A 26,317-nucleotide genomic window follows, 5' to 3' on the forward strand; every position below is an offset into this window, starting at 1 on the left:
CTGAGAGGCACTTCGACTATAGCGTCTGTCTATGGTTTGTGATTGGTCAGAAATCCCAAATGGGCGCTTGGAATCCCAATTCCAGCGGGAACGCAAGAGATGGCCCGTGGCGGCACGCATGTGCTGTTAGTGCTGAATTCCCTTGATATCGACGTTTTGACATGCTGGTGAAGCGATTGCCCATGCAGTTGCGTCGACTTACTTCGACTTGACCAGCCCGGAAAAGCCGGCGACTGCAAGCAGACTCAAGGCCCAGCCAACAACCGACTGGAAGAAATAGTATTTCAGGATGAACTGGCCGTTGGGTTTTGTGGGATCCGGCCGCCAGTATTCCTTCTGGCCGATCGACAGCACCGGCAACAGGACATCCAATGAATACATGAGCGGGTTGAACTCCGGGTAGCTGGCTGCTTCAGGCTGGTTGAGGAAGCAGGAAAGCTGATTTTCTCCAGTAGTCGCACGTCCAGCGAAAGTCTGGCCGCTTGACGGCATGTAGCGGCTATCGGTTTGCTGGAGACCGCACATGGTCCATTCAAGTGAACGGAGGATGACCGGGCTGTTCGGCTTGATGGCACCATTTTTCTGGGCAAACGCGAACACGCCGATGCCAATCGCCCAAAACAGGATCAGCCACAACAGCGCGAGGAGAGGCTGGCGGCCATAGCGAAGGGTTACGGCCAATATACCATCCGTTGTGGCAAGGGCGACGCGCAGCGCCGGGTTCTTTGCGCGCGCCCGCCGTGCGCGCCGCTGCAGCCGTTCCTTGGTGATCAGGACGGCGCGGGCATCTTCGTCGTGACCCATTTCCCGCAGCACGGTCGAAAGCTGCTCATAGGGTTGCGGCCAGAAATCCGCGCCCCATCGTTCAGGCGTCTGACGAGATAGCCAATCGAGCCTGCTTACCGCGTCGACGGGCCCGCCGATGAACGCGCCATACTGGCAACGGTTCAGGAGCAGATCACCCGTCTTTGGCCAGCTTGCCTGTTCGTCATCAATCGCTCCGATCGACGTGGCCGTCAGGTCGAGCGTACCTTCAACCGATGCACTCTGTCGCAGGAAGAATGCACCATCGACGATTGCACGATTGAGCCTCAATGCGTAGCCGCCAGGCTGCGATAGCGTCGCCGATGTGCAATCGATGTCTCCACCAAAGCGGGCACCCAGTAGGCGGGCCTCGCCAACGATCGTTGCCCCTCGCATGGCGAGGTCACCGCCCGCGACAATGGCATCCCCGTTCAGGGCGACTTCCCCGGGACGCTCGATCTGTGCGCCGACGGCGTTGAGGTCACCGCCAAGCCGGACGCCCGAAAAATTAATGCCCCCGCGGACGTCTGCGCCGCGCAACAGGATCGCACCACGAACCTCCAATCCGCCGGCGTCGAGGACAATGCCTGCAGGCGAGACGATGGATGCACCGTCTATCTCGATGTTACCACCGATGCGTGCCCCGGAGAGACGGATTTCTCCCGTGATAGTCGCGCCGCGGAAGGACAGACCCCCACGCGCTTCGAGACGATCAGCTTGCAATCCGGGCATGGCCGAACCGTCCAGAAAGAGGTTGTCGATAATGGCCGAACGCAGGATCGGCGAAGCTTCGAAGTGGCAGTCCTTGAGACCAATGTCGCGTAGAATCCGGCAACCTTCGAGGTCGAGAATACCGGACACCCATGCACCGCTAAGCCTCAGCCCCTTTTCGTGCAAATGATATTCGCTGTTCCCGAGGATGAGGAAGCGCAATAGCGTCGCGCGCACGGTGCGCGCTGGATCCTCCTGCTCTGGGCGCAAGCCGTCTCCAAGCCTGTCGAAATCTCCCAAACTCAGATGCGCAACGACCTTGGCTTCAGCTGCACTGAGCGGTTGGAAACCAGTGAGGCTGGAGCCAACGGAGATTTCAGGTTCAGTTTTCGGAGGGTTCTCGATGTTGTCATTTCCCTAATCGCATGGCCCAAGGTGTGGCCATTCAAATACATTAACTTCCCGCAGAAGCACTGTGATTGGCATTGAGTCTCAAATCTTGGCTTTAGATGCCATTCGTCGAAACAAAGAGGGCTTTCGACCAAATAAAAATGAAGGATAGTCAACAAATTGGAAGCATTTTTCCGGAACTTTAGCTTATACTAGAGCCGGTTATTATAGAGACCGCCTCCGCCAGTCGGATGGATCATCTCGATTGTCCACAAAGGCCGCTTTAAATGCCGTCAGACCGTCAGACCGATGACAGCAGCGTTTCGCGTTCGGCGCTCGGCTCGATCAGTCTTTGGCTGCTGTTGTTTTCGCTTTGGCTGATCCTGAATTCGAGCCTGGCTCTTCCTATCGTGGTGACTGGCGCGGTGATTGCACTGGTTGTCGACTGGATTTTCATGCGCCGCAGCGGCACATGGTGGAACGTCCTGCTGACACCGCGAAGCGTCCTCCATTTCATCGCCTATACAGGCTTGTTTTTTTTAGAGTTGGTGAAGGCCAACCTGAACATGCTGCGATACGTCTATTCTTCACGCATCGACATTCATCCCGGTATCGTCAGGATCAATATCCGGCTCAAATCGCCGATCGGAAGACTGGCCCTTGCCAATTCGATCGCATTGACGCCGGGCTCACTCGTCATGGCGATAAAGGACGATGCGCTGTTTATTCACTGGCTCGACGTCAAAACCGTCGATCCTGAGATTGCGACCGAAATGATCGCAGGGCCATTCGAGAAACACTTGGGAGAAGTCTTTGGCTGACATTATCCTGCGGATAGCCGGTGCATTGATTTTTATGGGCATCGCCTGCGGTGTGGTGCGGCTTATCATAGGCAGGACCATCGTCGACAGGATCGTAGCGATCGACATGCTCACGGTGATCTCAATTTCGCTCATAGCGCTCTATGCCCATCTATCCGGTCGTTTCGTCTATATCGATGTTGCGCTGGTCTATGGGTTGCTGAGCTTCCTGGCCGTGCTCGCCATTGCGCGCTTCCTCGAACGGAGATCCTAGCGGCATGTTGGAACTCCTCGTCATTCTGGTTTGCGCCGGCATCCTGGTCAGTGGTGTGCTGGCGGTGTGTCTCGGCAATCTGCTGGCAGCGATGATCAGCGCCGGCCTCGCGAGCCTCTTTGCTGCGGTGTCATATGTTCTGCTGGCTGCACCTGATGTTGCGATGGCAGAGGCGGCGATAGGCTCGGGACTGGCAACTCTGATCTTCCTCTACACGATGCGAAGGACCGGCAGCGGGGGGGAGCCATGATGGAACTGATCGGCAGCCTGGTGATCCTGGTGGGCGCTTTCTTTCTTTTTTCGGCTGGGCTCGGACTCCTGCGTATGCCGGATGCCTTTACCCGCATCCAGGCGGGCACCAAGGCGTCGACGCTGGGCAATATTTTGGTACTGGTCGGACTGGGCATCTATCACCCCGATTGGAGCGCCAAGCTGATTCTCGTCGCCTATTTCGTGCTGATGACCAATCCATTGTCATCGCATGCCCTGTCGCGCGCCGCCCACGCAATCGGAACGCCCATGGCTGCCTCCACCATAACCGATGCATTGCGCGACGCGGAGAATGCACACAAGGAGGAGGGCGGCGCAGGATGAAACGTCTATTTGCCATCATCGCCGTGCTGATGTTCGGGGCGATCTTCTTTGGCCTGGTTGGGGGGTATAGCGAACGCCAGACGAGATCGCCGCTCGCCGAATACTATCTCTCGCAGGTTCCGCGCGAACTCGGTGCGCCGAATGTCGTGACAGGGATACTCATCACCTATCGCGGCTTCGACACGCTGGGGGAGGTGGCAGTGCTTTTCATGGTGGCAGCGAGCGTTGGTGTGCTCCTTGCCAACAAGTCTGGCGATAACGCGCAGGTCACCAACGCAGCGAGTATCGACGAGAGCGAGCCGAGCGAACTGGTCCGTACCGGCGCCGAGGTCATATTGCCGCTTATCTTCCTGTTCGGCGCTTATGTCATCATGAACGGGCATCTTTCGGCCGGCGGCGGGTTTCAGGGTGGTGCGGTGGTGGCGTCCGGTGTCATGCTGCTGATGCTGGCGAGCTCTGCAACCCAATTGAATCACGGTTTCCTGAGTGTGACGGAATCGCTCGCCGGCGTCCTTTACGTGTCGATCGGAATTCTCGGTATTGTTTTTGCCGACGGTTTTCTTGATAGCCACATTCTGCCACTCGGTACATTTGGAACGCTGTTGAGTGCTGGGGCAATTCCCCTGATATCGGCCTTGCTTGGCATCAAGGTTGGAGCCGAGCTCAGTGTCGTCATCGATCGGTTCCGGCACTGATATGGCGGGCGAGGTGGGTTGATGGGTCTACCGGTTTCGCAGATATTGCTGGTCACGGGATTTTGCCTGATCCTGATCGGCCTTGCGGGAATTTTCGTCCATCGCAACATTCTGCGCATCATTATCGGTTTTTCGCTGATCGACACCGGCATCCACGTTGTCATGGTGGCAACGGGCTACGTCACTGGCGGCACCGCGCCAATCATCGACGCGGCATTGGATAAGGCCAATGCTGCGACGAACGCCGTCGATCCCATCCCTTCGGCGCTGGTCGTCACGGCCATCGTCATCGGCTTTTCAGTAACCGCGATCATGCTGTCATTCGCAATACGCCTTTACGATGCCAGGAAGACGCTCGACATAGACGCCTTCACGGAGTCGAAATGGTAGAAGCCCTGTTGCAACCGTTGAACATCTTTCTGTTCGGCCTTGGGGGCAGCTTTCTCATCCCACTGCTGTATCGCATCGCCAAACCGTTGCCGGCGGTGATCTTTGTCCTTGCGCTCGCCGGTATAGTTGCCGTTTCGGCTGCCTGCCTGTGGGCGGTTTACCACGGGCAACCGGTGTTGGAGAGCTTCACGGCCGGCAGTGCGCCGCCATATTCGATCAATCTCCGCTTTGGGCCCTGGGAGGGTGTGTGTGCTTTCAGCGTCAATATCGTCGCGCTGCTGGCCGCCTGGCATCTTTGGGATCGGCTACGTCAAAACTATGCGGCGCAATTGCTGTTTCTGCTCTTGATCATGGGCGTCAACGGGATGGTGATGACAAGGGATTTGTTCAACCTTTTTGTGTTCCTCGAAATTGTATCGATAGCGACGTACGGTCTCCTCGGCTTCGATGGTACACCGGCAGCGCTCGCTGCCGGCTTCAAGTACATCCTGGCGACCGTGCTTGCCTCGACCTTTTTCCTGCTGGGTTCGGCCTTGCTGTATCACGTGACCGGAACGCTCAACATTGACGATATGATCGTCGACCGCGCGCTGATAGCCGGACCGATCGGAACAACGGCGTTGCTGCTTGTATTGTCCTGCCTCATCATCGAACTGAAGCCCTTTCCGGCCAACGGCTGGGGGCTGGATGTCTATCAATCCGCCTCGAGCGGTGTTGCAGTACTCGTTTCCGGGGCAGTGTCGGCGGGCGCATTCTTTGCACTCTTCAAACTGCTTCCGCTGTTCGAAAACTACCTTACCCTTATCGCAGTGTCAGGCGGGATAACGTTCCTGTTCTCCAATCTTGCCGGACTGCGCCAGACGAACGTTCAGCGCATGCTTGGCTATTCGTCGATCGCGCAATTGGGCCTTCTCACCTTGGCGCTTGCGTTGATGCGACAGCCTGGTGCCGAAGCGTCAATTCCGCTCGTCGTCGGCGGGCTGTTCGTCAATCACCTTTTGGCGAAGGCTGGCCTGTTCTTCCTGGCAGGCGCCGTCAATCGTCCGCAGGTCGACGACTGGTCCGCACTCGCCGGACGTCCGCTAATAATGCTCATCTTCGCCATTCTGCTCGTTGCCATTGCGGGTCTGCCGCCTTTCCCGGGTTTCTGGTCGAAATGGGAACTCGTGGTTCGCGTCGCGACGGCAGGGCAATATGCTTGGATCGCCGTCATTCTGATCGGATCGCTACTCGAGATCGCATACATGTTCCGCTGGTTCAAGCAGGCGACCCGTGCCGTCGAACAAGGCGCCATTGCTGTCTCGCCCGGGCGTCTACTGCCTGCTGGTTTGTGTGCAGCGTTTCTCTGCGTTTCGGGCTATGTGGCGGCTAATCTTTCAGGAGCGGCCTCGCTATGGATATTCGCACCGCTCGGTGCCGCGGCCTTTCTGTGCCTGTTCGACTGGCTTCCCGGGCGGCTCAAATCAATGCTCATGCTCATACTGGTGCTTCTGCTTGGCATCTGGATCGTTGGTCCGGTCGAGGGCATCAGCCGCCTTTTCGCGGTGCTTCTCCTTTCAGGCGGGCTGGTTATCGCGTCGGCCAGCTTCTATCGCGCGGACCCGCGGCCGGGCTACTATCCGCTGATGGCGTTGCTGCTCCTGTCCATTGCGGCACTCCTGCGTACCAGGACGAGCCTAGAATTCTTCTTCAGCTGGGAGATGATCACGCTCTCTTCCTATTTTTTGATTGCGCGGGCACGCAACGCCCATCCCTATGCCTTGCCATTCCTGTTGTTCTCGATTGCATCGGCCTTTTGTCTTCTCGCAGGCTTTGCCATGGCCGCCGCCGCCAATGGCACGATTGACCTTGCTGCATTCGGGGCTGCAGGGAAGGATGCCTGGCCGGCATTTGTATTGCTGGCCGTGGGCTTTCTCATCAAGGCGGGGGCTGCGGGTGTCCATATCTGGCTCCCCGGCGCCTATGCGGAGGCCGATGATGACCTCTCGGCAATGTTGTCGGCCGTGGTCAGCAAGGTTGCAATCTTTGGCCTGTTCTCGGTCACCTATCTCGCCATCCGCTCGGAAATTGGCCTCGACATGGCGCATGTGATGGGTTGGGTCGGCCTGTTGACGACGTTGTTCGGTGCGGCGATGGCGCTACAGCAAACCGACATGAAACGCATGCTCGCCTATTCGAGCATGAGTCAGCTTGGCTATATCGTGACCGCCATCGCGCTGATGAGCCATCTCGGCTGGGTCACGGCATTCTATCTCGTTGCCAACCACCTGATGGTGAAGGGCATATTGTTTCTTGCCGCTGCCGGCGTCATCCTGCGGACCGGAACACGGCTGCTTGAAGAGAATGGTGGACTGGTTCGCAACATGCCCTTCACCTTCGCTGCGGTCGCTACGGCCCTGATATCGATGTCCGGCCTGCCGCCACTCGCGGGGTTCGGTGGCAAGTGGCTGCTTCTCAGTGCCATGGTGGAAAAGGGCTGGTACGGGCTCGCGGCATTGGCCGTTCTCGCAACCTTCGTCGGCTTTCTCTATATGTTTCGTCTGGCCTACGCAGTTTTTCTCGGAGAACGGAAAGCCAGATTCGAGGCAATTGCGGAGGCGCCGCTAGCACTTCTTGTGCCGCAATATGTCCTGATCATCGCCATCTTCGCTTTGACATTCTTCCCGAAACTGTTCATGGAGCCCGTATCCGCAGCTATCGACCCTGCATTCGCCTCGACGTTGGTTTGGGATGGCATGTCGCTGGAAACGATTTACGGATATTGGAATCCCATACCTGTCATGGCCACTACCGTCGGGATCGCGGCGGCTCTCTTTTTCGTTGTCTGGCTGCGTTACATTTACGGATATCGGCGCGCCCCAACGACCGGCGTTACGGTCTTTTACGCATTTTACCAAACCGGTCTCTCGCGCTTGTTGAGGCCTGTCGCAATAGCATTCTGGCGCGGTATATCGGATTTGACGCTGAGCGCCGCCGGCTCGGTTCGACAGATCTATACGGGCGATGGCCAGACCTACTGCCTCTATGTTCTATGGTACGTCATTGCCATTTACGTGACCGGCACACTTATTCGCTAATTGCGATGCCCATCGCCAGAGTTGATTGGCTGGGGTGCTAAATTCTTCTTTAGTGCGGTGAAAATCGTGCCGCCGCTGCTAGCGGTAATTATTTCTGGCGTCGTCGTTGTTGCGACAATCGCGCCAATGCTCCGCCAGCAAGCCGGCACGCCAATACATTCTCATAACACTTGCCTTGGATGCAGCAGCGTTTTTCACCGAGCTAGGGTCAGTCATGGCGACCGGAATACCCGATAAGACCGCCCTGAACCGCTTCGGCGCGCAATGGGGGATGGAATTCCTTGGGGCACCGCTGAAGCCTACCGACATACCGACTTAGGCTTTAGATCCGAAGTCGCTTTGGTTTGGATAGGAGTTCCGTTCCTGGTATGGTTTCGATCGTCCGCTTTTGGCATTCCGCAATTTTGTTACAATGTCTGCATCGCGGGCGCAAAGCAGTCGTCGTTCGGTGGCTTTCATTCCTGTTTTGCCAAATCATTATTCGGAACGAGAGGAGAAAACTAGCGGGTTTGGAGTCCCTATCTTTTTAAGGCGACGATTGAATACGCACTACGCAACAGGCCTTTAATCGGAATTGTAGACATTCAAGCTACAATCCAAAATGCTCGATATTCGCCTATTATCGGCATTTTCAAAGGAACGGTTGTTGCTGCGCGGCAACATTGTACAATGCCGATTTGGCAGGTCAGCAAAGATCGAGCACAGGCATCATTGTACGAATTCTCGAGAATATTCGTTCAAGCCGTATAAACTCGATTGTACGGCTAAGTGTGAGTGGGTGCAGCGTTCTCGATATTTGATCCCATTCTCATTTCCTGGAGGCACGATCAGGCGTATTGCGATTCTCGGAGCAGGGTCCGTCGGTGGCTATTTTGGGGCGCGACTCGCCGCTGGCGGTGATGAAGTGCAAGCCTAAAAGCCGCACCCGTCCGTCTACCAGCTTGCCGTTGCCAGGCTCGGTGTTGCCAAGGAGCGCATCTTCTTTCAGTCCTCGAATTTTTGGGATGCCGTTGGCGCGTCGCATTTCGGATTCCAGGTCGCATGGTGCAATCGCTACGATCAGCGGTTTGATCGCCTGCCAGCACCGCCCGACGCAGTCATCAAGAGCCTGGCGGAACTACCGCTCCTCATTGGTATAGTGTGAGCAGAGATTTCTGCCGACATTGGCGCATTTTTGTCGCCTCGTCTGATTGAAGCGCTGATGGATTTATCCGGCCAGCGGTGCTGGCTCCGCCCGCTTGCGCCGAATGGCATCAGCGATGAAGACCCGGGACAGGGCGTGGTAGAGCGGTTCGCGCGAAATCATCCGCGCCGTGCCATAGCCTAGCATCGACGTGCACATCAGCGCGATGACGCTGTTATGGCTTCCCGTCATTTCGAGAATGATGACAAAGGCCGTCATCGGTGCCTGCACGACGCCGGCAAAATAGCCCGCCATGCCGAGGATTGCCGCAAGACCGATATTGCTGCCGAGCAATTGTCCAACGGCGCTGCCGAAACCGGCGCCGACCGAAAGCGAAGGCGCAAATATGCCGCCGGGAATTCCGGAGACCATCGACAGAAAACCCACCAGTAATTTTTCGAGAAAATAGTACCAGGGCAGGGCATTTCCCTCCACCGCGCCACGAGCCTGTTCATAGCCGGTGCCAAAGGTCATTCCGCCAGACAAAATGCCGACTAAGGCAACCGCTACTCCGCAGGTGACAGCCAAGAGGATCATCCGGTCGAGCGGCTTTGATATCGCCCAGCGGCGGATCCTGCGAGAAGCCTTGAGTGCGGCCGCGCTGAAGCCAGCACCAAAGGCGCCGCCGCCAACGCCGCACAGGATCACCAGGAGCCAGTCGGAAAACCCGGTCGATGCGCCAGCCGATTCGCCGAAATACGTATAATTGCCGACAAGCGCGATGGCCGCGAGACCCGACAGGATAACCGCCGTCAGGACGAGACCATTGGCACGCGATTCATAAGATCGTCCCATCTCCTCGATGGCAAAGACAATGCCGGCGAGCGGGGTGTTGAAGGCTGCAGCGACGCCCGCAGCTGATCCGGCCACGATCAGTCCGCGCGCATGGGCCATTCCACCCCACCGTGCCGCCTGCAACATCAGTGATGCACCCACCTGAACGGTTGGTCCCTCGCGACCGATGGACGCGCCACAAAAAAGACCGACGACGGTCAGCAGAATTTTGCCGGCGACCATCTTGAGGGAGAGCAGACGGGCACGATCGTCATCATCGGTCAGATGCCTTGCTGCGATCGTTTGCGGGATGCCGCTCCCCTGGGCATTTGGAAAAAACCGCATCGCCATGAAGGCGCAAAAGCCAAAGCCAAGCGGTGTGATGATCAATGGCACAAATGTCGTCCCGCCATATGTCCCGGTCATGAGGTGAAAGAGATGTTGCGCCATATCGGCGAGTTTTGCGAAAGCGACACTGATGACACCAATTGCCAGAGCCCCGGCCCAAAACACCAGTCGCGGCCGCCAAACCCGCCTGTTTCCCCACATCGCCTGAGACCGGCGCAGGACAGAGTTTTTTCGGTAGATTGGGCGCACAATGGATCCTGAACTTTACGCGACGGCAATGTCTATCGGCGGTTCCACTATCACAGGAGGCCCTAGGGTGCCAGCACGGATGGGTATGGGTGGTGCCGGCGTCAGAGCGCGGTGACCAAGCAAGATCGGCAATTTGGACGGGTGTTCATAACCGCTGACATGGCCAATCTCCTGTTGGACACATTATGATATTCCCAGTCAAAGGTTCCCGGATTTTGCCGAATGGTAGTGAAAGTGTTGGCGGCCAAACTCGCCAACGCCAATCGGCTCGAAGCGTGAGTGAATATTCCCGTCGTAGTTCGAGCCATCAGTCCTTGTCTCAACGAGATCTCAGGTCTTTAGATTGTCGTGCTTCGGGGTGAAGTTGAAGAGAAATAGCACTGTCGCCGGTTCGGATTGGTTCAAGGCGACGGACCGACGTATTCGGCCCTTGGCCCGAAACAAATCTGGCCTTGGATCGGAATTGGTAACCGCGTAAAAAATTGTCTACGCCATATTCACCCAGCCGTTCCGCGGCGCGGCCAATACCTTGGAGAGCAATTTTATTGTTGCTTACCTCAATGAACGACATTCTGCTAAGCAACTTTGATATGCGCTAGAAGGCATGGTGGCTAGAACGCACGGTAAAGAGAAATACAGCCGACATGGGACTGAAAGGCGGTTTGCGCGGGTATTGCGATATGCCAAGTGAAGGTAACTCCGATCACCGACCGCCTGTCCACGTTCTTCACCGGTTCGCCAACGGCGGGCTGGTCAGCAAAAGATTCGAGAGCAGTTCGGCCAGTGTAAACTTGTTCCATGCTGTACAATTTGTAACATGGGGCTTGGTGTTTATTACGGCAGCGACGATCCCGGTCGAAGACAAGAGATCGTTGACTGGTTCTCCTAGATGAGCGATTTCCCGAAGACAAGATGCTGTTGGAACTCGAATACCGACTGATTGAGGAACGGTTACAACGAAAGCTTGGCTACGAGGTTTAGAGTATGTCCAATCTATACCTGAACATTTCGGCTGAGATGCGCAAATGCGGCTTCGTTCAAGGCTATTCCATAGGCGGTGTCACTCTGTTGCTGATCCAAATGTGATCAGACCGACAGCCAATATTGCGCATAGAATTCCAAAGGACTGAATTAAAGTTAGCTTTTCGCCAAAATAAACCAGGGCAATCAGATTGACTGCTATCAACTGGATGACAGCCGATAAGCTGAATGCCGATGCCATTCCGAATTCCCGCACCAACCGCAGCATGATCAGATTACCCACGGAGTATAAAACGATCGTGAGCACCAATTTGAACGTGCTTGGGCCCATTGCCCAAGACTTCGCACATGTTGCGGCGAGCAGGAAAGTAGCCGTTGAGGCGGCCAGCTGAATGGAGGCAGTGAGAGTCACGTCAAACTCCGAAACACAGGGAGAAAGGCAAACCATATTCTACGAGATTTGTTATTGCAATATTGTCGACAATCTGATTTTCTAAATACGCGCACAGGATTTTCAGCCAATGAGTGGAACTGATTTTGATCCGATAGTCGATACCACGCGGCGTGCAGAGATTGTCTCTTTGCTCAGGCGAGCTATCCTCACCGGCAAGCTGGAGCCGGGACAGAAGCTGAACGAGCTTCGCATATCCGAGCAAATGCGGGTCAGTCGAGCGCCCCTGCGCGAAGCAATGCGGGAACTGGTTCAGGAAGGTATCCTCACCAGCATTCCATACGCGGGTACCTTTGTCATCGAGGTTACGGTCAAGGATATCGAAGAAGCCTATTCGCTCAATCAGGTGCTGGACGAGTTCGCCATAGAAAAGACCTGGCCCAACAGGACAGAGCAGTTTTTTGACGAGCTCGACCGTCGCCATGATGCTGTCAAACAGGCTACACGCGAAGAGGATACGACCCGGCAGATCGAAACCGCGCTCCAACTGCACGGACTGATCTATGAGTGGGCGGATCATTCATTGCTGCTCGACACATGGCAGCGCCTGACGAGCCGGCTGCAGATGTATTTTGCCCTGCATCAGCGCGCGCGAAACGAGCCAGTTCCGTCGGTGGACGTCCATGAAGAATATGTGCGGCTGCTCAAAGGCAACAACATGAAGGCTGCCCAGCGCCATGCCCGCGCTCACATCGGCCTCGACTTCGAGGAGCTTGTTGCCTTCGCAAGGAGCCTTGAGAAACGAAACGCCGGTAGTGAGCCGGTTGGGCGTTCGGCCGGCGGAAAGGGTTAAAACTCCGACGCCTGATTGCTGTCAACGCTGGCCGGCTGTTCTTCCATTTACCAACCATAGGATCAAATGCGCCGTGTATATCAAGACCATCAAAGCCTACCGTATGATGCAGCCCTTCGTTGATGGCCGCTACAACATGTCAAAGGGGCGCGGAGCGGATGGATTTGACGCGGTCATCGTATCGATGAGTTCGAATACCGGACTCACCGGCTGGGGCGAAATGGCTCCCTTGGGAAATTTTTACTCGGCTGCCTTTGCTGCCGGCGCTCAGGCCGGTGTGATAGAGATCGCGCCGCATCTTCTTGGGCAGGATCCGCGCGCGCTAGCCCGGATCAACAGGCTGATGGATACGGTATTCAAGGGCCACCCCTATATCAAATCCGCTTTGGACATGGCGTGTTCTGACCTGACGGCACGTGCGGCAGACGTGCCGCTTGTCACCCTGCTCGGTGGCAGGGAAAGCGATATGGCTGATCTATACAGGGTCGTCACCCACGGCCCTGTTGACGCGATGATTGCCAATGCAAAAATAATAGTCTCCGAAGGCTTTCACCGTCTCCAGGTCAAGGTGGGTGGCAACGTTCATGACGATATCGAACGTGTCACCGCGGTCGCCGCGTCGGTTCCGAAAGGCACAGTCATCTTTTGCGATGCCAATGCCGGCTGGTCCGCGTATCAGGCGCGGCAATTCGCCGATGCGACGCGGGAAATCGACTACACGATGGAACAGCCTTGCGTCACGATTGATGATTGTCTTTCGGTTCGGCGTTCACTCAACAAACCCATGGTGCTCGACGAATCCGTCACCTCGCTTGAGGAGATGCTGGATATTCATCGCAAAGGCGCTGCCGACGGGCTGACATTGAAAATCTCCCGTCTGGGAGGGGTAACCAAAACACGCCAGATCCGCGATCTCGCGGTCGATCTGGGTTTTATGGTCACTGTCGAGGATACGGGCGGAGCAGAAATCGACACCGCTGCCATGGCACATCTGTCGCTCTCAACGCCAGAGGAACGGCGACTTCACGCCATCGCCTTTCATGAATGGGTCACCGTCCGTACGGCCAGGAACGCACCGCCCGTCATCGGCAGCCGGATTGGTATTCCCGATGGTCCCGGCCTTGGCATCGATGTCGACCCGGGCCTGCTCGGTAAGCCTTTTCTCGAATTGAGCCAATGACATGAAGATTCGCCGCATCACAGCAACGCCGATCAACCTCACACTCGAAGCACCATACGTCTGGGTGTTTGGCGAACTCGACGGGTTTTCGCCGACAATTGTCGAAGTCGAGACAGAAGATGGGCTGATCGGGCTTGGTGAAGCACCAAGTGCAGCGGCTGCTGCGGTCATTACGGAAACGCTGGCGCCGCGGCTGATCGGGCGGGACGCCTTCGATATCGCTGGTGCGGAAAATGTTTGTCTGCCGTTTTGGACCGGCGTTCAAAGCATCAATGACCGCAATCGCATCATGGCATTCGGGGCAATCGAGATGGCGCTATGGGATCTGCGTGGCAAGGCCTGGAACCAGCCGCTCTACCAACTGCTTGGTGGCGCCGTGCGCAAGGAGATACCTTTCACAGACTATTTCTCGCTGCGCGGAGACGGACCGGAGAAGAGAGGCGAGAAGACCGCCGAGGAAGTTGCAGACTATTGCGTGGAACTGCACGAGACATATGGGACTACCTTCTTTGAAGGAAAGTTCTCGACCGAGGACCCGAACGTCTCCCTGCGAATGCTCGAACTTATTCGAAAGAAGCTGGGCAACGATATGATGCTACGCATAGATTCCAATCAGGCCTATTCGCTTGCGACAGCACGCCAACTGATACGTCCGCTGCAAGAACTCAACGTTCGCAACTGGGAGGACCCGGTCGCGACGATCGAAGAAATGCGCGAATTGCGCCGCCATTGCTCGATTCCATTTTCGACACACAATATCGACATTGCCCGTGCTGTAGAGTTACGGGTACCCGATGCAATCGTCGGCAATCCGGCAGTACATGGCGGAATTGGCAGGCTCATCCGCTTCATTGGCGCTTGCGAACACGCCGCGATCGATTTCTGGTGCTACAGTGGTGACTCCGGTATCGGCAGCGCCGCATATCTTCATCTATGCGCTGCGTTCGGCTGGATCAGGGAGCCCAACCAATCGCTGTTTCGCATGCAACTGACTGACGTCATCGAAGGCGGACCATTCTCGCCCCGCAACAATGTGGTCGCTGTCCCGGAAGGCCCGGGTCTCGGCGTAACATTGGTACGCGACAGACTGGCAGCCTGCCACCGCGATTACGTGGAGAAAGGCCCGAAGAACAAATATCATGATCCGGCAAAACCGAGAGCATACCGTCGCCTGCCCTTGAACTAAGCAATGATTTGTTTCGTACAAAATACCGGCATTGAAGACCGGGAGCGTCGACAATCGGAGGAAACGGGATTTTAATCGTGTCGGGCTTGGACGGACCGGCAAGTCGGCGACCAAGGCGCCGGGAAATAGTCGTCCGCTAAAAACCAGAGCACAGGGGAAGACCAAAAATCATGAAGAATTACCGAATTCTCGACATTCTCCGGCGTGGCCGGACTGATCTCGAAAATCATCTGATCGACGGGCTTGTTGACGGCAGGGTCAGCCGTCGCGAATTCATTCGTCACGGCAGCCTGCTCGGTCTGTCGTTGCCCTTTCTCGGAAGCGTCGGGTTCGCCGCAGGTTTCGGCGGTATGCCAAGCCTGGCGCGTGCGCAGGGAACGCCTGGGGCGACCATTCGCGTGGCGAGCAGCGTTCCTGCAGCCGCGATAGAACCAGTCAGCGTTGCCGATGCTGGCGGTCTGTTGATGCTGCAGCAGGTCGGCGAATTTCTCTGCCTCGACGGTCCCGATCTTGTTTTGAAGCCGATGCTGGCGGAGAGCTGGAAACCGAACGACAAGGGCGATGTCTGGACATTCACCCTGCGCAAGGGCGTCAAGTTCCACAGTGGCGGCGAGATGAAGGCCGACGACGTGGTGGCAAGCATTGACCGGCTCGCCGATCCGGCCAATTCGTCCAATGCGTTGTCGGTATTCACCGGCTTCCTGCAAAAGGGCGCGACGAAAAAAGTCGATGACTATACGGTCGAGTTCCATCTGGATGCGCCGAACGGCAATTTCCCGTATCTTGTGTCGTCCGACAACTACAACGCGATTATCATACCCGCGGACTACAAGGGCGATTTCGAAAAAAATTTCAATGGGACAGGACCGTTCAAGCTGGAGAAATATACGCCGAAGGTCGGTGCTTCGTTCGTCAGGAACGATGACTACTGGGGTGAGAAGGCGCTGCCGGAGCGTACGGAATTCACTTTCTTTGGCGATATCCAGCCAATGATCCTCGCTCTACAGGGCGGACAGGTTGACGTCATCAACCAACTGCCGGTATTGGCGGGTGTTGCTCTGCTCAACGATCCGAATGTCGAAATTCTCAGTCTCAAGTCAGTCGCACATCACCAGGTCCACATGCGCACGGACATGGATCCGTTCAAGGACGCGCGTGTGCGCCGCGCTATCGCCTTGAGCATTGACCGGAACAAGCTGCAGAAGGGATTGATGCGGGGACGCGCGTCGCTCGGTAATGATAGTCCGTTTGCTCCAGTCTTCCCTTCGACGGATACGAGCCTCGCGCAGCGTCAGCAGGACATGACGCAGGCCAAACAGTTGATGGAAGCTGCAGGTGTCGGCAAAGGCTTCAAGGTCACGCTGACGACGGAGCGCTATCTGGAAATTCCGGAATATGCAGTTCTCATTCAGAACGCGGTCAAGGAAATCGGGATTGATGTCGAACTCACCATCCTCGATCAGGGCGCATATTACGGCGACGCTGTTTTCGGCAAGTCGAACTGGCTCGATTCGGTCATGGGTATCACCGACTATGGCCATCGGGGCGTTCCGAATGTCTATCTGTCGGCACCTCTGAAGAGCGATGGAACGTGGAATTCGGCGCACTTCAAGAATGCCGAATATGACCAGTTGGTCTCCGGCTACATTGCGGCTCTCGACCTTGAAAGTCAGAAACAGACGGCCGGCAAGATCCAGCGCCTGCTTCTGGAGGAAACGCCGGTCATATTCGGTTATTTCTTTGACTATCTGACTGCTGCGGCAAAGGGGGTCACGGGAGTGCAACCGACCGCGATGTCACAGAACTATCTCGACCGCGCGTCGAAGGCCTGACCGGGAGGAACGGACTTCCTGCAACAGCCAGCTCCCGTGGGAGCTGGCTAACCAAGGAGCGCAGCCATTCTCCCCTTCCTGTTAAGACGCATTGCTTTGTCGCTTGTGACGCTGTTCCTGCTGAGCATCATGGTGTTTCTGGGCGGTCAGGTGCTGCCCGGAAACGTCGGCCGCGCCATATTGGGACCGCTCGCCGACATCCGCGCCGTCGACGCGCTCAACCATTCGCTTGGCCTTGATCGGCCGCTTCTCGTGCAATACTGGGATTGGATCTCAAGTTTCGTCCGGGGCGATATGGGAACGTCCTATATCTTCAGGGCGCCGGTGGCGCCATTCGTCATCGATGCGCTTGGCAATTCCATGAAGCTGGCACTCGTCGCGTTCGTCATGGTCGTGCCATTGGGAATACTCGGCGGCATCATCGCAGCCTTGAACGTCAATCGGCCCATTGATCGCATCATCAGTCTTGGTGGACTGTCGGCAACGGTTTTGCCGGAATTCGTTACCGGCATCATCTTCATTCTGATTTTCGGCGTCTGGCTGCATTGGCTGCCGATAGCCGCCACGTGGCCAAAGAACGCGGGATTTTTCACGCAGATTTACTATCTGATCCTGCCGGCGCTTCCACTTTTCCTGGTGCTGTTCGGCTACATCGCCCGCATGGCACGCTCCGGCATGATCGAGGCGCTCGATTCCGATTACACGCGAACAGCCGTCCTCAAGGGACTGCCTTGGCGCGTCGTCATATGGCGGCATGTCCTGCGCAACGCGCTTCTTCCAACAATCACTGTTATCGCCACGCAAACCGGGTATCTGATCGGCGGTCTGGTCGTTGTCGAGACATTGTTCCGCTACCAGGGGATAGGCTCGCTGATCTTCACGGCGGCGCGCGGCAAGGATTTTCCGATCCTCGAGGCCGGTATTCTGACAATCGGTATCGTCTATTCCGTCGCGACGCTGGTTGCCGACGTTCTCTATTCAGTCCTAAACCCGCGTATTCGGTTGGGGGCAGAACAATGAGCGCAATCGGAGCCAAACAACCCGAGCTGCCGAGTTCCAGCACGCGCGGCCCCGTGGCTGAAGTACTGGTCTCACTCAGCCTTTCCGGGTCATTCCTGACCGGACTCGTGATCGTGGCTTTCTGGGTCTTCTGCGCGCTGTTTGGCGAACACTTCACGCCCTACGATCCGCTGGCGGATGACATCATCAACTCGCTCATGCCACCTTCGGCAGAACATTGGTTCGGAACCGATCAGCTTGGCCGCGATGTCTTCTCGCGCGTCATCGTCGGCTCTCGCGACATTCTGACCGTGGCTCCGCTTGCCACATTGCTGGCTACGGTCGCAGGCACGACACTCGGCCTTTTTACCGGCTATTTCCGCGGCCTGGTCGATGACATTATCAGTCGTGTCCTCGAAGCGTTCATGGCGATCCCGGTTGTAATCGTTGCCCTTCTTGCCATCGTTGCGCTCGGTACTTCCAAGTCCACGGTGATCATTGTCATTGGCCTGAGTTTTTCGCCGATCATTGCTCGTACGGTTCGCTCGGCGGTGCTTTCCGAACGCGAACTCGACTATGTGGCGGCCGCGCAACTGCGCCGCGAAAGCGCATTGCACACGATGTTCGTCGAGATCTTGCCCAACGTGGTGCCGCCGATCCTCGTTGAGACGACTGTCCGCCTCGGTTACGCAATCTTCGCGGTTGCGACCTTGAGTTTCATGGGTTTTGGCATTCAGCCTCCTTCGCCGGATTGGGGCCTGAGTATTTCCAGCAATTACGGAATGATCGCGGGCGGGTTCTGGTGGACCGTGCTGTTCGACGCGCTTGCCATCGCTTCGCTCGTCGTCGGCGTCAATCTGGTGGCCGACGGAGTTCAGGGAGCTCTCAATGACTGAACCCACCATCAAGGAGAACGCGCTTGAACTGCACAACCTTTCCGTGGCTTATCGTGTGAGTCGGCGCAATCGGGCCGTGCTTCGAGACCTCAGCCTGACGATTCGTCCTGGAGAGGCCTATGGTCTCGTTGGTGAGTCGGGCTGTGGAAAGTCCACAGTTGCGCTTTCAGTCGTGCGCTACCTGCCGAGGAACGGCGTCATCACCGTGGGAGAAATCTTTCTAGGGGGCCAGAACGTCATGAAGCTCGACGGCGAAGCGCTGCGGCGGATGCGCGCCGAAAGTGTTTCCATGGTCTATCAGGATCCCGGCAAGGCGCTCAACCCGTCCATCCGTATCGGGCCGCAACTGACCGAGATTTTCGAATTGCGCGCCATTTCCCGACAAATGGCTTCGGACCAGGCGATTGCCATGCTGAGCAGGGTGCGCATCTCCGATCCAGTACGGGTGATGCAGCGATATCCGCACCAGCTCTCGGGCGGCATGCAACAGCGCGTCGGTATCGCCATGGCGCTCGCGAATGACCCGACGATGCTGATCCTCGACGAACCGACCACTGGGCTCGACGCGACAGTCGAGGCCGAAGTGCTCGATCTGATTGGCAGGCTTCGACAGGAGCTGTCGGCTTCCATCCTTTTCATCAGCCACAACCTCGCTGTTGTCTCACGCATGTGTGACCGGGTCGGTGTGCTTTATGCCGGTATGCTGGTGGAAGAAGGGTCAACGGAGGAAGTCTTCAACAATCCCCGGCATCCGTATACGGTTGCATTGCTCCGTTGCCTGCCGCGGGGCGGACAGCGCAAGGATCAGATACGGCTGGATACAATTCCGGGATTCCTTCCACCCCCCGGCGCGACAATCAATGGTTGCGCTTTCGCTGACCGATGCGCGCTCGCCGACGCGAGGTGCCACAATGAACTGCCGCCGCTACACGATCTTGGCGGGCGGCTGTCCCGTTGCCATTATCACGAGAAAGCCCAGTCGCTGCCACGAACGACACCCGGCAATATCTCAACTTCGTCCGCGGCCGCCTTGCTCGAACCTGTCTTGCGAATTGAAGGACTGAACAAGACCTACGCCAGCCATGGCCACGCCTTGCGGGCGGTGAACGACGTGTCGCTCGATCTCCTGCCGGGTCAGACGCTTGGTCTTGTTGGCGAATCCGGAAGCGGCAAGACGACCTTCGCCCGCCTGCTCCTCGGGCTTATTCCTGCCGATGCCGGCGGTACCATGCAGCTTGAGGGCAAACCGCTTGCTCCCAAGCTCGAAAGCCGAACTGCCGATCAGGTGAAGGCGATGCAGATCGTTTTTCAGAACCCGGATTCGGCGCTCAACAGGTCGCATTCTATCCGGCACATCATGGGGCGTGCCCTGCACACACTCGCGGGTCTTAGCGGACCAGCATTACGCTCGCGCCTCGTCGATCTTGTTCATTCCGTTCGGCTGACAGAGCGACATTTAAGCGTGAAACCGCGCCAGCTTTCCGGCGGTTTGAAACAGCGGGTGGCAATCGCCCGCGCCTTTGCCGGTGATCCTCGTATTGTCGTCTGCGACGAACCCACATCCGCACTTGACGTCTCGGTTCAAGCAGCAATTCTGAATCTGCTTGCCGATCTGCAGATGAAAGAGAGCGTGAGCTATATCTTTATATCGCACGATCTGGCTGTGGTTCGCTATCTGTCGGATCAGATTGCCGTGCTGTATCTCGGCCGGATCTTGGAACTTGGACCCTCCGAGCGTGTATTCTCCGGCCCCCACCACCCCTACACGGAGGCTTTGCTCTCGGCTGTGCCGAAACTCGATGAGAGCGAGCGCGTCCGCGTACGACTGGACGGAGAGATTCCCAGCGCCATTAATCCCCCATCGGGGTGCGTTTTCCACACGCGCTGCCCACGCAAGATCGGTGCAATTTGCGAGGTGGAGGAACCCCCGCTGTTCACTGCGGAACCGGGTCACACGATCCGATGCCACATTCCCTATTTAGAACTCGCAAGACTGCAAAACGCGCAAGAGGAAATAAACGCATGACTGATTTGAGAGAGTTGACATTCGCTGAAATTGAATCCTTGGCGGCGAAGGCCCTGATCTCTTCAAACGTCAGCATTGAAAACGCCTGGGCAGTTGCCAGATCGATTGCGGCCGCCGAGCGCGACGGGCAGGCAATCGTCGGTCTTTCCTACCTGCCAACTTATTGCGACCACGCGGCATGCGGCAAGGTAGACGGCCATGCGCGGTCCCATCTCGAAAATCTTTCGCCCGCTGTTCTCCGGGTAGACGCTGCAACCGGATTTGCCCACCCCGCAATCGTATTGGGCTTGCAACCATTGGCCGAAGCAGCCCGGAAAAACGGCATTGCTGCATTGTCCGTCGGTAATTCCTATGCGTGCGGATCGCTTGGCTATTTTGTCGAAGAGTTGGCTCAGCAAGGCCTTATTGCGCTAATGGCCGCGAACGCGTCGCCGTCGATAGCGCCGTTTGGCGGGAAGACTCCCTTCTTCGGCACGAACCCATTGGCGTTCGGCGTCCCACGTGAAGGACGCGAGCCGCTTGTCATCGATCAATCCTCGAGTGTGGTTGCCAAAGTAGCGGTGATTGATGCCTATAATCGCGGCGTAGCGCTTCCCGACGGTTGGGCGATCGATGCCGATGGCGTGCCGACCAACGATGCGGCTGCCGCGATGGGGGGCAGCTTGTTGCCGATCGGCGGTTACAAGGGTTTCGGTCTTGCCCTGGTGGTCGATATTCTGGCAGCGGGGCTCACACGGTCGCATTGGTCGTTCGAAGCGTCGTCATTTGGCGATTGCGAGGGGGGCCCACCCAGAACTGGCCAACTGATCATCGCGCTTGATCCAAAGGTGTTCGCAGGTGCCGGCTTTGCGGCACGGTTGGAGTTGATGTTGAGTGCGGCTCAAGAAGCACCCGCCGTGCGCCTTCCCGGCGATCGCCGCATCGAAACGCGCAGGAAGCACGGCACAGCGATTCAGGTTCCGGCGACTGTGGTCGAAACTGTCGAGCGATACACGAGAGAGGGATCGCCCCATGCTTTAAAAGGCTGATGCCGATTCGGCCGGTCTACCAGTAGAGCGGGTTCGAGTTAAAAGCGGTCGGACCGCATCATGAACAGATCAAAATCTGTCCACCGATCACTTCGAGCTCTGCCAATCCCTTAATAAGTGCTGTCTCGGTCCGCAGCTTTTGGGCCGACACCTCACTCCGATTTTCGCAACATCTCTCCGAAACAATTCTCCCGTAAGCTGACAACCGACGTAATGATCCTGACCGGGCTTAAATGAATGAGTGTCCGAGCCATAAGAATTTGCTTTGGTTGATTAAAAAGCGGCATCGCTGACTGACTCAGGCTGTCTGACAATTGGCGTCGACAAAAGCACTTTGTCTCACCCTCCATGAGGTATCTAGCAAAACGGGCTACCGTGGGTCGCAGTTTGCTAACAGAAAATCAATTCATGGACATATCCATTTCCGGAAAGTGTCGAAGCCTTCGAACGGGCCGACGCGGGGCGCCCACAAGACGTGAAATACAGATCGCAATGCGCTGATAATTTGGAGATGAATGACGTGAGCTGGACACCGAACGGAAAGCATCTGATCGTCGGAGAATGGGTCAAACCTCTACGAGGCCACTGGCGAAGCATTCTAAACGATCATTTGCTCGGCGAGGTAGTGTTCGGGCCGCTCGTGTCCTCGTGCGAGTTCGTTCTGCGGATGACGTGGTCAATCTCGTCAAGGGCGATGCTAGTTGCGGAGGAACGTATAGATGGTGCAACGGAACTGCAGTCCCGATTGGAAACATTTACGATTGTATCTAAATCCTTCGCGACCATCCTCCAAACCACGACAAGCGAGCGAATGTGAACGCGCAGGCTCGCTTCTTCAACTGTAACATCTGGCCAAACGAGACCAACCAGGTCTCTGCACTGGCGATCACCCCCGCTCGTTCAGTCAAGGCAATCGATATACCACCGTCCGACCCTATCTTTGGGGGCTTGCGGCCATAGTTAGTAATCGTTCGGAGGCAAATAGGCGAAAGTTACCAAACATAAAAGTTCCCCAGCTGTGTCGTTGCACTCTTTAAACACCTTTTTTGCAAATATTAACACCAAGACATGGATATCAGTGGATTATAACGGTCACGTTTTCGCCGTTCGACCCGAGCCAGACAATTAATCCGGGACTTAGAGAGGTACTGTGCTGATGGACACCACAGCTCTGTTGCTGTCCCGCATCCAATTCGCGGTGACCATTTCCTTCCACATCATCTTTCCCGCCTTCACCGTCGGGCTCGCCGCCCAAGGGTCGGAGTGAATCGATAATGCAGAGTGGTGCTACTCCTTCGTTGATCGATCAAAGGCTCATCACCTTCGTAGGATTTCCCGTTCAGGCATGGAGCTTTGCAGGTCGAACATGGTTGTCGTTAATACTGGCGCTGTTCGTGGCGTTTTGGCTTGAACTCGAATCCCCCGCATCGGCAGCGCTCACGGTTGCCTCTCTATCTTTCCCGTCGCGGGGCCAAGGTTTGGAAAAAGCATTCTATCGCGTGATCGCCACGATTATCGGTGTGATCGCGTCCATCGTCATCACGGCGCTCTTCTCGCAGACAGGATGGCTGCTTCTGTTCGTACTTGCCACTTGGGTGGGCCTTTGCGTCTACATGGCATCTCTATTTGATGGTTTTCGCACTTATGCAGCCGTTCTATGTATTATTACGGTCTGTCTTATAGCTGTAGAGCAGCTAGACACACCGCAAAATGTATTCATCCTTGGACTCCAACGTGGCGCCGCGATTGTCATCGGTATTCTATCGTTGTCATTGATAAATGCCGTGTTTTCCGCGCCCAATTATTACCCTGTAATCGCCGACAGACTTGAGAACTTGCGCCGCGATATCGCGGAGTTGACGAAAAGGTCGATCGCTGGAGACTCGATTGCACTCGAGACAGTTGGGGCACTACTTCACAGAATCACCGCCCTCCGCCCTGAGATTACTACACTCAGCACGGAAACGAGCGTTGGTCGAAATCGAAGCGCTGCCGCTCGAACGACAATGGTTGATCTCATCTTTGAATTGGCTGCGGCCCGTACCGTCGCTTCACTCAGGGCCGCCGTCCAACCCTTGTTGAGTGATGATCCAGCGTCTCATGCTGACCGAAATGCCACGGAGAAACGTTTCTTCAATCTTAAAATGAGAGCCATGAACTGGATGGTCTCGGAGGCATGGCGGCGCGATTGCTCCGTTTCCGCAAGTATCAGGGCGCTGCGTCAGGGAATGCTTCCCCTAAATTCACGACGGGCACCTTTCTATAGGTCACATCGCATTGCCCTCGAGAATGGTCTGAGAGCCTTCGTATATTTTGGCCTGGCCGCGCTGGTATTGGTCATAGCGGGATGGCCGGCGACAAACGTCTCACTGGCGTTCGTGGGCATCTTAATAGGTCTCTCGGCGATGTCGTCAGATCAGTCTGCGGCCTCGATGCTAGCACTTTTTGCCGTGCCTTTTGGTTGTCTACTCGCCGGTATCCTTGAATTTGTTGTACTAAACGGGGTGACCGCGTATCCATTGCTCGCGATTGGGTTCTTGCCGTTTGTAATTTTTCCTGCTCTTCTAATGACAATACCAAGCCCAGGACTGATATCCTTCGCGCGTAGCAATCTCGTATTCACAGTCGCGATTTTTTCTCCGAGCAATCCGCAGAGCTATGATCCCCAGTCGTTCTTGTATGCCAGTCTTTTTCTCTGCGTGGCCGCGTTCCTGCTTTTCGCTTGTCAGCAACTCCTTCCACCCCTTTCTAGGTCAGCCAAACTGCGTCTCCTCCTAGCGGAAGCTCGGAAAGATCTCATGGAGATAGCTGCACGGCCGCGATACAATCGAACACGAGAAGAGCCAATGTTCCTTGATGCGGTCCGGATCGGGCAGATGGTGGGATTGGCCGGTGAGGCATCAACCGATCGCGAGCATGTTGATCAGGCAATCGCATATTTTGACCGTGCATCTGCGCTCCGGCTCGCCTACACGGCTTTGGAGATACTGCCGCCTAATATGCCAGAGCACTTGCGCAATCAGGCAATGTCTGCGCTAACCGAAGCGAATGGATTGTCTCTACAAATTGTGGCGTACGAGCTCTCCCAGATAGACGATGTTTCAACTGGAGATGCTGCAGCTGCGCTGATGGTCGCGGGCATGATTCTCGAGCACGAGCTAATATCGTATGAGGATAATGGTCAATGACGCCGCGCTACTATGATCTCGTGATCGGCGGCGTGATGCTGTCCCCAATCTTATTATACGCATGTTTCGGCTTAGCCGCTGCAGTTTCACTTAGGCCAATTCTGCGTCGCATCCGGTATACACGGCTTTTTGTGAGCCCATCCATCGCCGAGTTTAGCCTCTACGTCTCGATTTTCTGCCTGATAACCCTGTTGGCCTAGGAGATACCAATGACAGTTCTCACAACTGAGGCGGCCGAACTAGGAAATCAGGCAAGGCCAGCCGGAGCCGCGGCACTCGAACCAACATCGTCGGATCGCCCCATGTCCTCAATGTTCCACCACAGCGCTTGGCAACGCTTGCAAGGGCCGGCGCAATGGGCGGCCAAGTTGGTCCTAACGCTTATCATAGCCGCAGCGGCCGTCGTTCTAGCGGTGATGACTTGGCAATATTATGTGACTTCACCTTGGACGCGCAATGGAGTAGTCCGCGTGCAGGTTGCAAGTGTAGCACCTCAGGTTTCTGGAAAGATCTCCGAGATCCAAGTCGTTGACAATCAATTTGTCCACCAGGGTGATGTTCTCTATTTAGTAGATACCGCGAACTTCGAAATAGCTTCCCGGACAGCCCAGTCGCAAGTGAACCAGACAGCCGCGGACCTTCAGGTTAAACAGGCGGAGTCTGATCGCCGACAACGCCTCTCAACAGTTGCGACCACGCCGGAGGAGCAACAGATCTATGCTGGCAGCGCTGCCCAGGCAAAGGCGGCATTCGAAGCAGCGACCCAGCAGCTTTCACTCGCGCAGATCAACCTCGAGCGCACGAAGGTAAGAAGCCCCGTGAATGGATTTGTCACTAATTTGTTGCTGCGAGTAGGCGATTACGCGACAGAGGGCTCCAGTAACGTCTCAGTGGTAGATTCGGACAGCTTTTGGATTGACGGCTACTTTGAAGAGACCAAGCTTTCGCAAATTTGTGTTGGCGACGCGGTAGAAGCGAAACTTATGAGTTACGCCCAACCCGTTACCGGACACGTAGATACCATCACACGCGGGATCAGCGTTACAAACGCTGCAGGTGGAATTCAAGGCCTGCCGACCGTGAATCCAGTCTATACTTGGGTACAACTCGCCCAGCGAGTGCCTGTCCGGATAGTCATCGATAGAGTGCCCTCTGGCGTGCCACTCGTCTCGGGTATGACCGCAACAGTCACGGTCAAGCCATCGGTCGCCTCTGAGACTGATAGCTGGTTCGAAAGGCTTCGAAGCCGTTTCGAGAAGGTTCCTGAGCTCTTTGATCCTCCGATGCCGAGAGAAAATTGTGCAGGCACCGGCCTGTTGCAGGGAATCCCTGTTGCGGAGTCATTGCCTACGGAGCCGGAGCTACTTGAACCAACACCAAAACAGATCGATCCCGGACTTGTTCCAGGTATCGATAAGTCTCCGCGCCTTAAGAAGATTCTAGAAAATTAGAAATATCCGATTGTTGC

General features: G+C 56.2%; 22 protein-coding genes and 1 pseudogene. 19 read left to right on the top strand and 4 right to left on the bottom strand.

Translation table 11 applies throughout. From position 1 onward, the window contains the following. Window positions 1–198: 198 nt before the first annotated feature. Window positions 199–1,785, bottom strand: coding sequence for a bactofilin family protein (locus LB462_RS05695; protein ID WP_224506395.1), 1,587 nt, complete (start codon window positions 1,783–1,785; stop codon window positions 199–201). 407 nt (window positions 1,786–2,192) lie between these two features. Between LB462_RS05695 and LB462_RS05700 the strand changes: the two genes are divergently transcribed. Genes LB462_RS05700 through LB462_RS05730 form a run of 7 tightly spaced genes read left to right on the top strand, consistent with a single transcriptional unit; the run spans window position 2,193 to window position 7,735 of the window. Beyond that, entirely contained in the window at window positions 2,193–2,726 is a 534-nt protein-coding gene (locus LB462_RS05700) for a Na+/H+ antiporter subunit E (RefSeq protein ID WP_224506396.1), read from the top strand. Next, window positions 2,719–2,979 carry an MrpF/PhaF family protein gene (locus LB462_RS05705; protein ID WP_224506397.1) on the top strand — a complete coding sequence of 87 codons (261 nt, stop codon included), beginning with the start codon at window positions 2,719–2,721 and terminating at the stop codon, window positions 2,977–2,979. Before LB462_RS05700 ends, LB462_RS05705 begins: the two co-directional genes overlap by 8 nt. 4 nt (window positions 2,980–2,983) lie before the next feature. After that, the gene (locus tag LB462_RS05710; protein ID WP_224506398.1) at window positions 2,984–3,229 is read left to right on the top strand and encodes a hydrogenase subunit MbhD domain-containing protein; all 246 of its coding nucleotides are present in this window, start codon (window positions 2,984–2,986) and stop codon (window positions 3,227–3,229) included. Next, a complete protein-coding gene (gene mnhG / locus LB462_RS05715) occupies window positions 3,226–3,573 on the top strand; it encodes a monovalent cation/H(+) antiporter subunit G (RefSeq protein ID WP_224506399.1) in 348 nt (115 codons plus the stop codon). Before LB462_RS05710 ends, mnhG begins: the two co-directional genes overlap by 4 nt. Further along, window positions 3,570–4,268, top strand: coding sequence for a Na(+)/H(+) antiporter subunit B (locus tag LB462_RS05720; RefSeq protein ID WP_224506400.1), 699 nt, complete (start codon window positions 3,570–3,572; stop codon window positions 4,266–4,268). The genes mnhG and LB462_RS05720 overlap by 4 nt, the downstream gene beginning before the upstream one ends. 21 nt (window positions 4,269–4,289) lie before the next feature. Beyond that, on the top strand, window positions 4,290–4,658 hold the full coding sequence (locus LB462_RS05725) for a sodium:proton antiporter (RefSeq protein ID WP_224506401.1): 369 nt from the start codon (window positions 4,290–4,292) through the stop codon (window positions 4,656–4,658). After that, complete coding sequence (locus LB462_RS05730) at window positions 4,652–7,735, top strand: proton-conducting transporter transmembrane domain-containing protein (protein ID WP_224506402.1); 3,084 nt, start codon at window positions 4,652–4,654, stop codon at window positions 7,733–7,735. Before LB462_RS05725 ends, LB462_RS05730 begins: the two co-directional genes overlap by 7 nt. 808 nt (window positions 7,736–8,543) lie before the next feature. Here the strand turns inward: LB462_RS05730 and LB462_RS05735 are convergent. The 3 genes from LB462_RS05735 to LB462_RS05745 all read right to left on the bottom strand — a co-directional run bounded on the left by LB462_RS05735 (window position 8,544) and on the right by LB462_RS05745 (window position 11,682). Next, complete coding sequence (locus tag LB462_RS05735) at window positions 8,544–8,759, bottom strand: hypothetical protein (protein ID WP_224506403.1); 216 nt, start codon at window positions 8,757–8,759, stop codon at window positions 8,544–8,546. A gap of 183 nt (window positions 8,760–8,942) precedes the next feature. Further along, entirely contained in the window at window positions 8,943–10,241 is a 1,299-nt protein-coding gene (locus LB462_RS05740) for a chloride channel protein (RefSeq protein WP_224506644.1), read from the bottom strand. Window positions 10,242–11,349: 1,108 nt separating this feature from the next. Beyond that, entirely contained in the window at window positions 11,350–11,682 is a 333-nt protein-coding gene (locus LB462_RS05745; protein WP_224506404.1) for a hypothetical protein, read from the bottom strand. Window positions 11,683–11,791: 109 nt separating this feature from the next. Here LB462_RS05745 and LB462_RS05750 point away from each other — a divergent pair, with 109 nt between their 5' ends. From LB462_RS05750 to LB462_RS05805, 12 genes and pseudogenes are all read left to right on the top strand, one after another. Continuing rightward, window positions 11,792–12,514, top strand: coding sequence for a GntR family transcriptional regulator (locus tag LB462_RS05750; RefSeq protein WP_224506405.1), 723 nt, complete (start codon window positions 11,792–11,794; stop codon window positions 12,512–12,514). Window positions 12,515–12,587: 73 nt separating this feature from the next. Next, the gene (locus LB462_RS05755) at window positions 12,588–13,694 is read left to right on the top strand and encodes a mandelate racemase/muconate lactonizing enzyme family protein (RefSeq protein ID WP_224506406.1); all 1,107 of its coding nucleotides are present in this window, start codon (window positions 12,588–12,590) and stop codon (window positions 13,692–13,694) included. Window position 13,695: 1 nt separating this feature from the next. Continuing rightward, the gene (locus LB462_RS05760) at window positions 13,696–14,880 is read left to right on the top strand and encodes a mandelate racemase/muconate lactonizing enzyme family protein (protein ID WP_224506407.1); all 1,185 of its coding nucleotides are present in this window, start codon (window positions 13,696–13,698) and stop codon (window positions 14,878–14,880) included. Window positions 14,881–15,047: 167 nt separating this feature from the next. Beyond that, window positions 15,048–16,712, top strand: coding sequence for an ABC transporter substrate-binding protein (locus LB462_RS05765; RefSeq protein WP_224506645.1), 1,665 nt, complete (start codon window positions 15,048–15,050; stop codon window positions 16,710–16,712). Between the two features lie 66 nt (window positions 16,713–16,778). Continuing rightward, a complete protein-coding gene (locus tag LB462_RS05770; RefSeq protein WP_224506646.1) occupies window positions 16,779–17,732 on the top strand; it encodes an ABC transporter permease in 954 nt (317 codons plus the stop codon). After that, window positions 17,729–18,607 carry an ABC transporter permease gene (locus tag LB462_RS05775; RefSeq protein WP_224506408.1) on the top strand — a complete coding sequence of 293 codons (879 nt, stop codon included), beginning with the start codon at window positions 17,729–17,731 and terminating at the stop codon, window positions 18,605–18,607. The genes LB462_RS05770 and LB462_RS05775 overlap by 4 nt, the downstream gene beginning before the upstream one ends. After that, window positions 18,600–20,633: a dipeptide ABC transporter ATP-binding protein gene (locus LB462_RS05780; RefSeq protein ID WP_224506409.1), complete on the top strand. Its 2,034-nt coding sequence runs from the start codon at window positions 18,600–18,602 to the stop codon at window positions 20,631–20,633. The genes LB462_RS05775 and LB462_RS05780 overlap by 8 nt, the downstream gene beginning before the upstream one ends. Continuing rightward, window positions 20,630–21,661: an Ldh family oxidoreductase gene (locus LB462_RS05785; protein ID WP_224506410.1), complete on the top strand. Its 1,032-nt coding sequence runs from the start codon at window positions 20,630–20,632 to the stop codon at window positions 21,659–21,661. The genes LB462_RS05780 and LB462_RS05785 overlap by 4 nt, the downstream gene beginning before the upstream one ends. A gap of 1,156 nt (window positions 21,662–22,817) precedes the next feature. Continuing rightward, window positions 22,818–22,913: pseudogene (locus tag LB462_RS05790) on the top strand (cytochrome ubiquinol oxidase subunit I); the annotation flags it as partial. A 22-nt stretch (window positions 22,914–22,935) separates the two neighbouring features. Beyond that, complete coding sequence (locus LB462_RS05795; protein ID WP_224506411.1) at window positions 22,936–24,849, top strand: FUSC family protein; 1,914 nt, start codon at window positions 22,936–22,938, stop codon at window positions 24,847–24,849. After that, on the top strand, window positions 24,846–25,049 hold the full coding sequence (locus LB462_RS05800) for a DUF1656 domain-containing protein (protein WP_224506412.1): 204 nt from the start codon (window positions 24,846–24,848) through the stop codon (window positions 25,047–25,049). The genes LB462_RS05795 and LB462_RS05800 overlap by 4 nt, the downstream gene beginning before the upstream one ends. A gap of 9 nt (window positions 25,050–25,058) precedes the next feature. Next, window positions 25,059–26,300, top strand: a complete 1,242-nt coding sequence (locus LB462_RS05805) for an HlyD family secretion protein (protein WP_224506413.1) — start codon at window positions 25,059–25,061, stop codon at window positions 26,298–26,300. Window positions 26,301–26,317 lie beyond the last annotated feature (17 nt).

The sequence above is a fragment of the Phyllobacterium chamaecytisi genome (assembly GCF_020164455.1).
GTDB lineage: Bacteria > Pseudomonadota > Alphaproteobacteria > Rhizobiales > Rhizobiaceae > Phyllobacterium > Phyllobacterium chamaecytisi.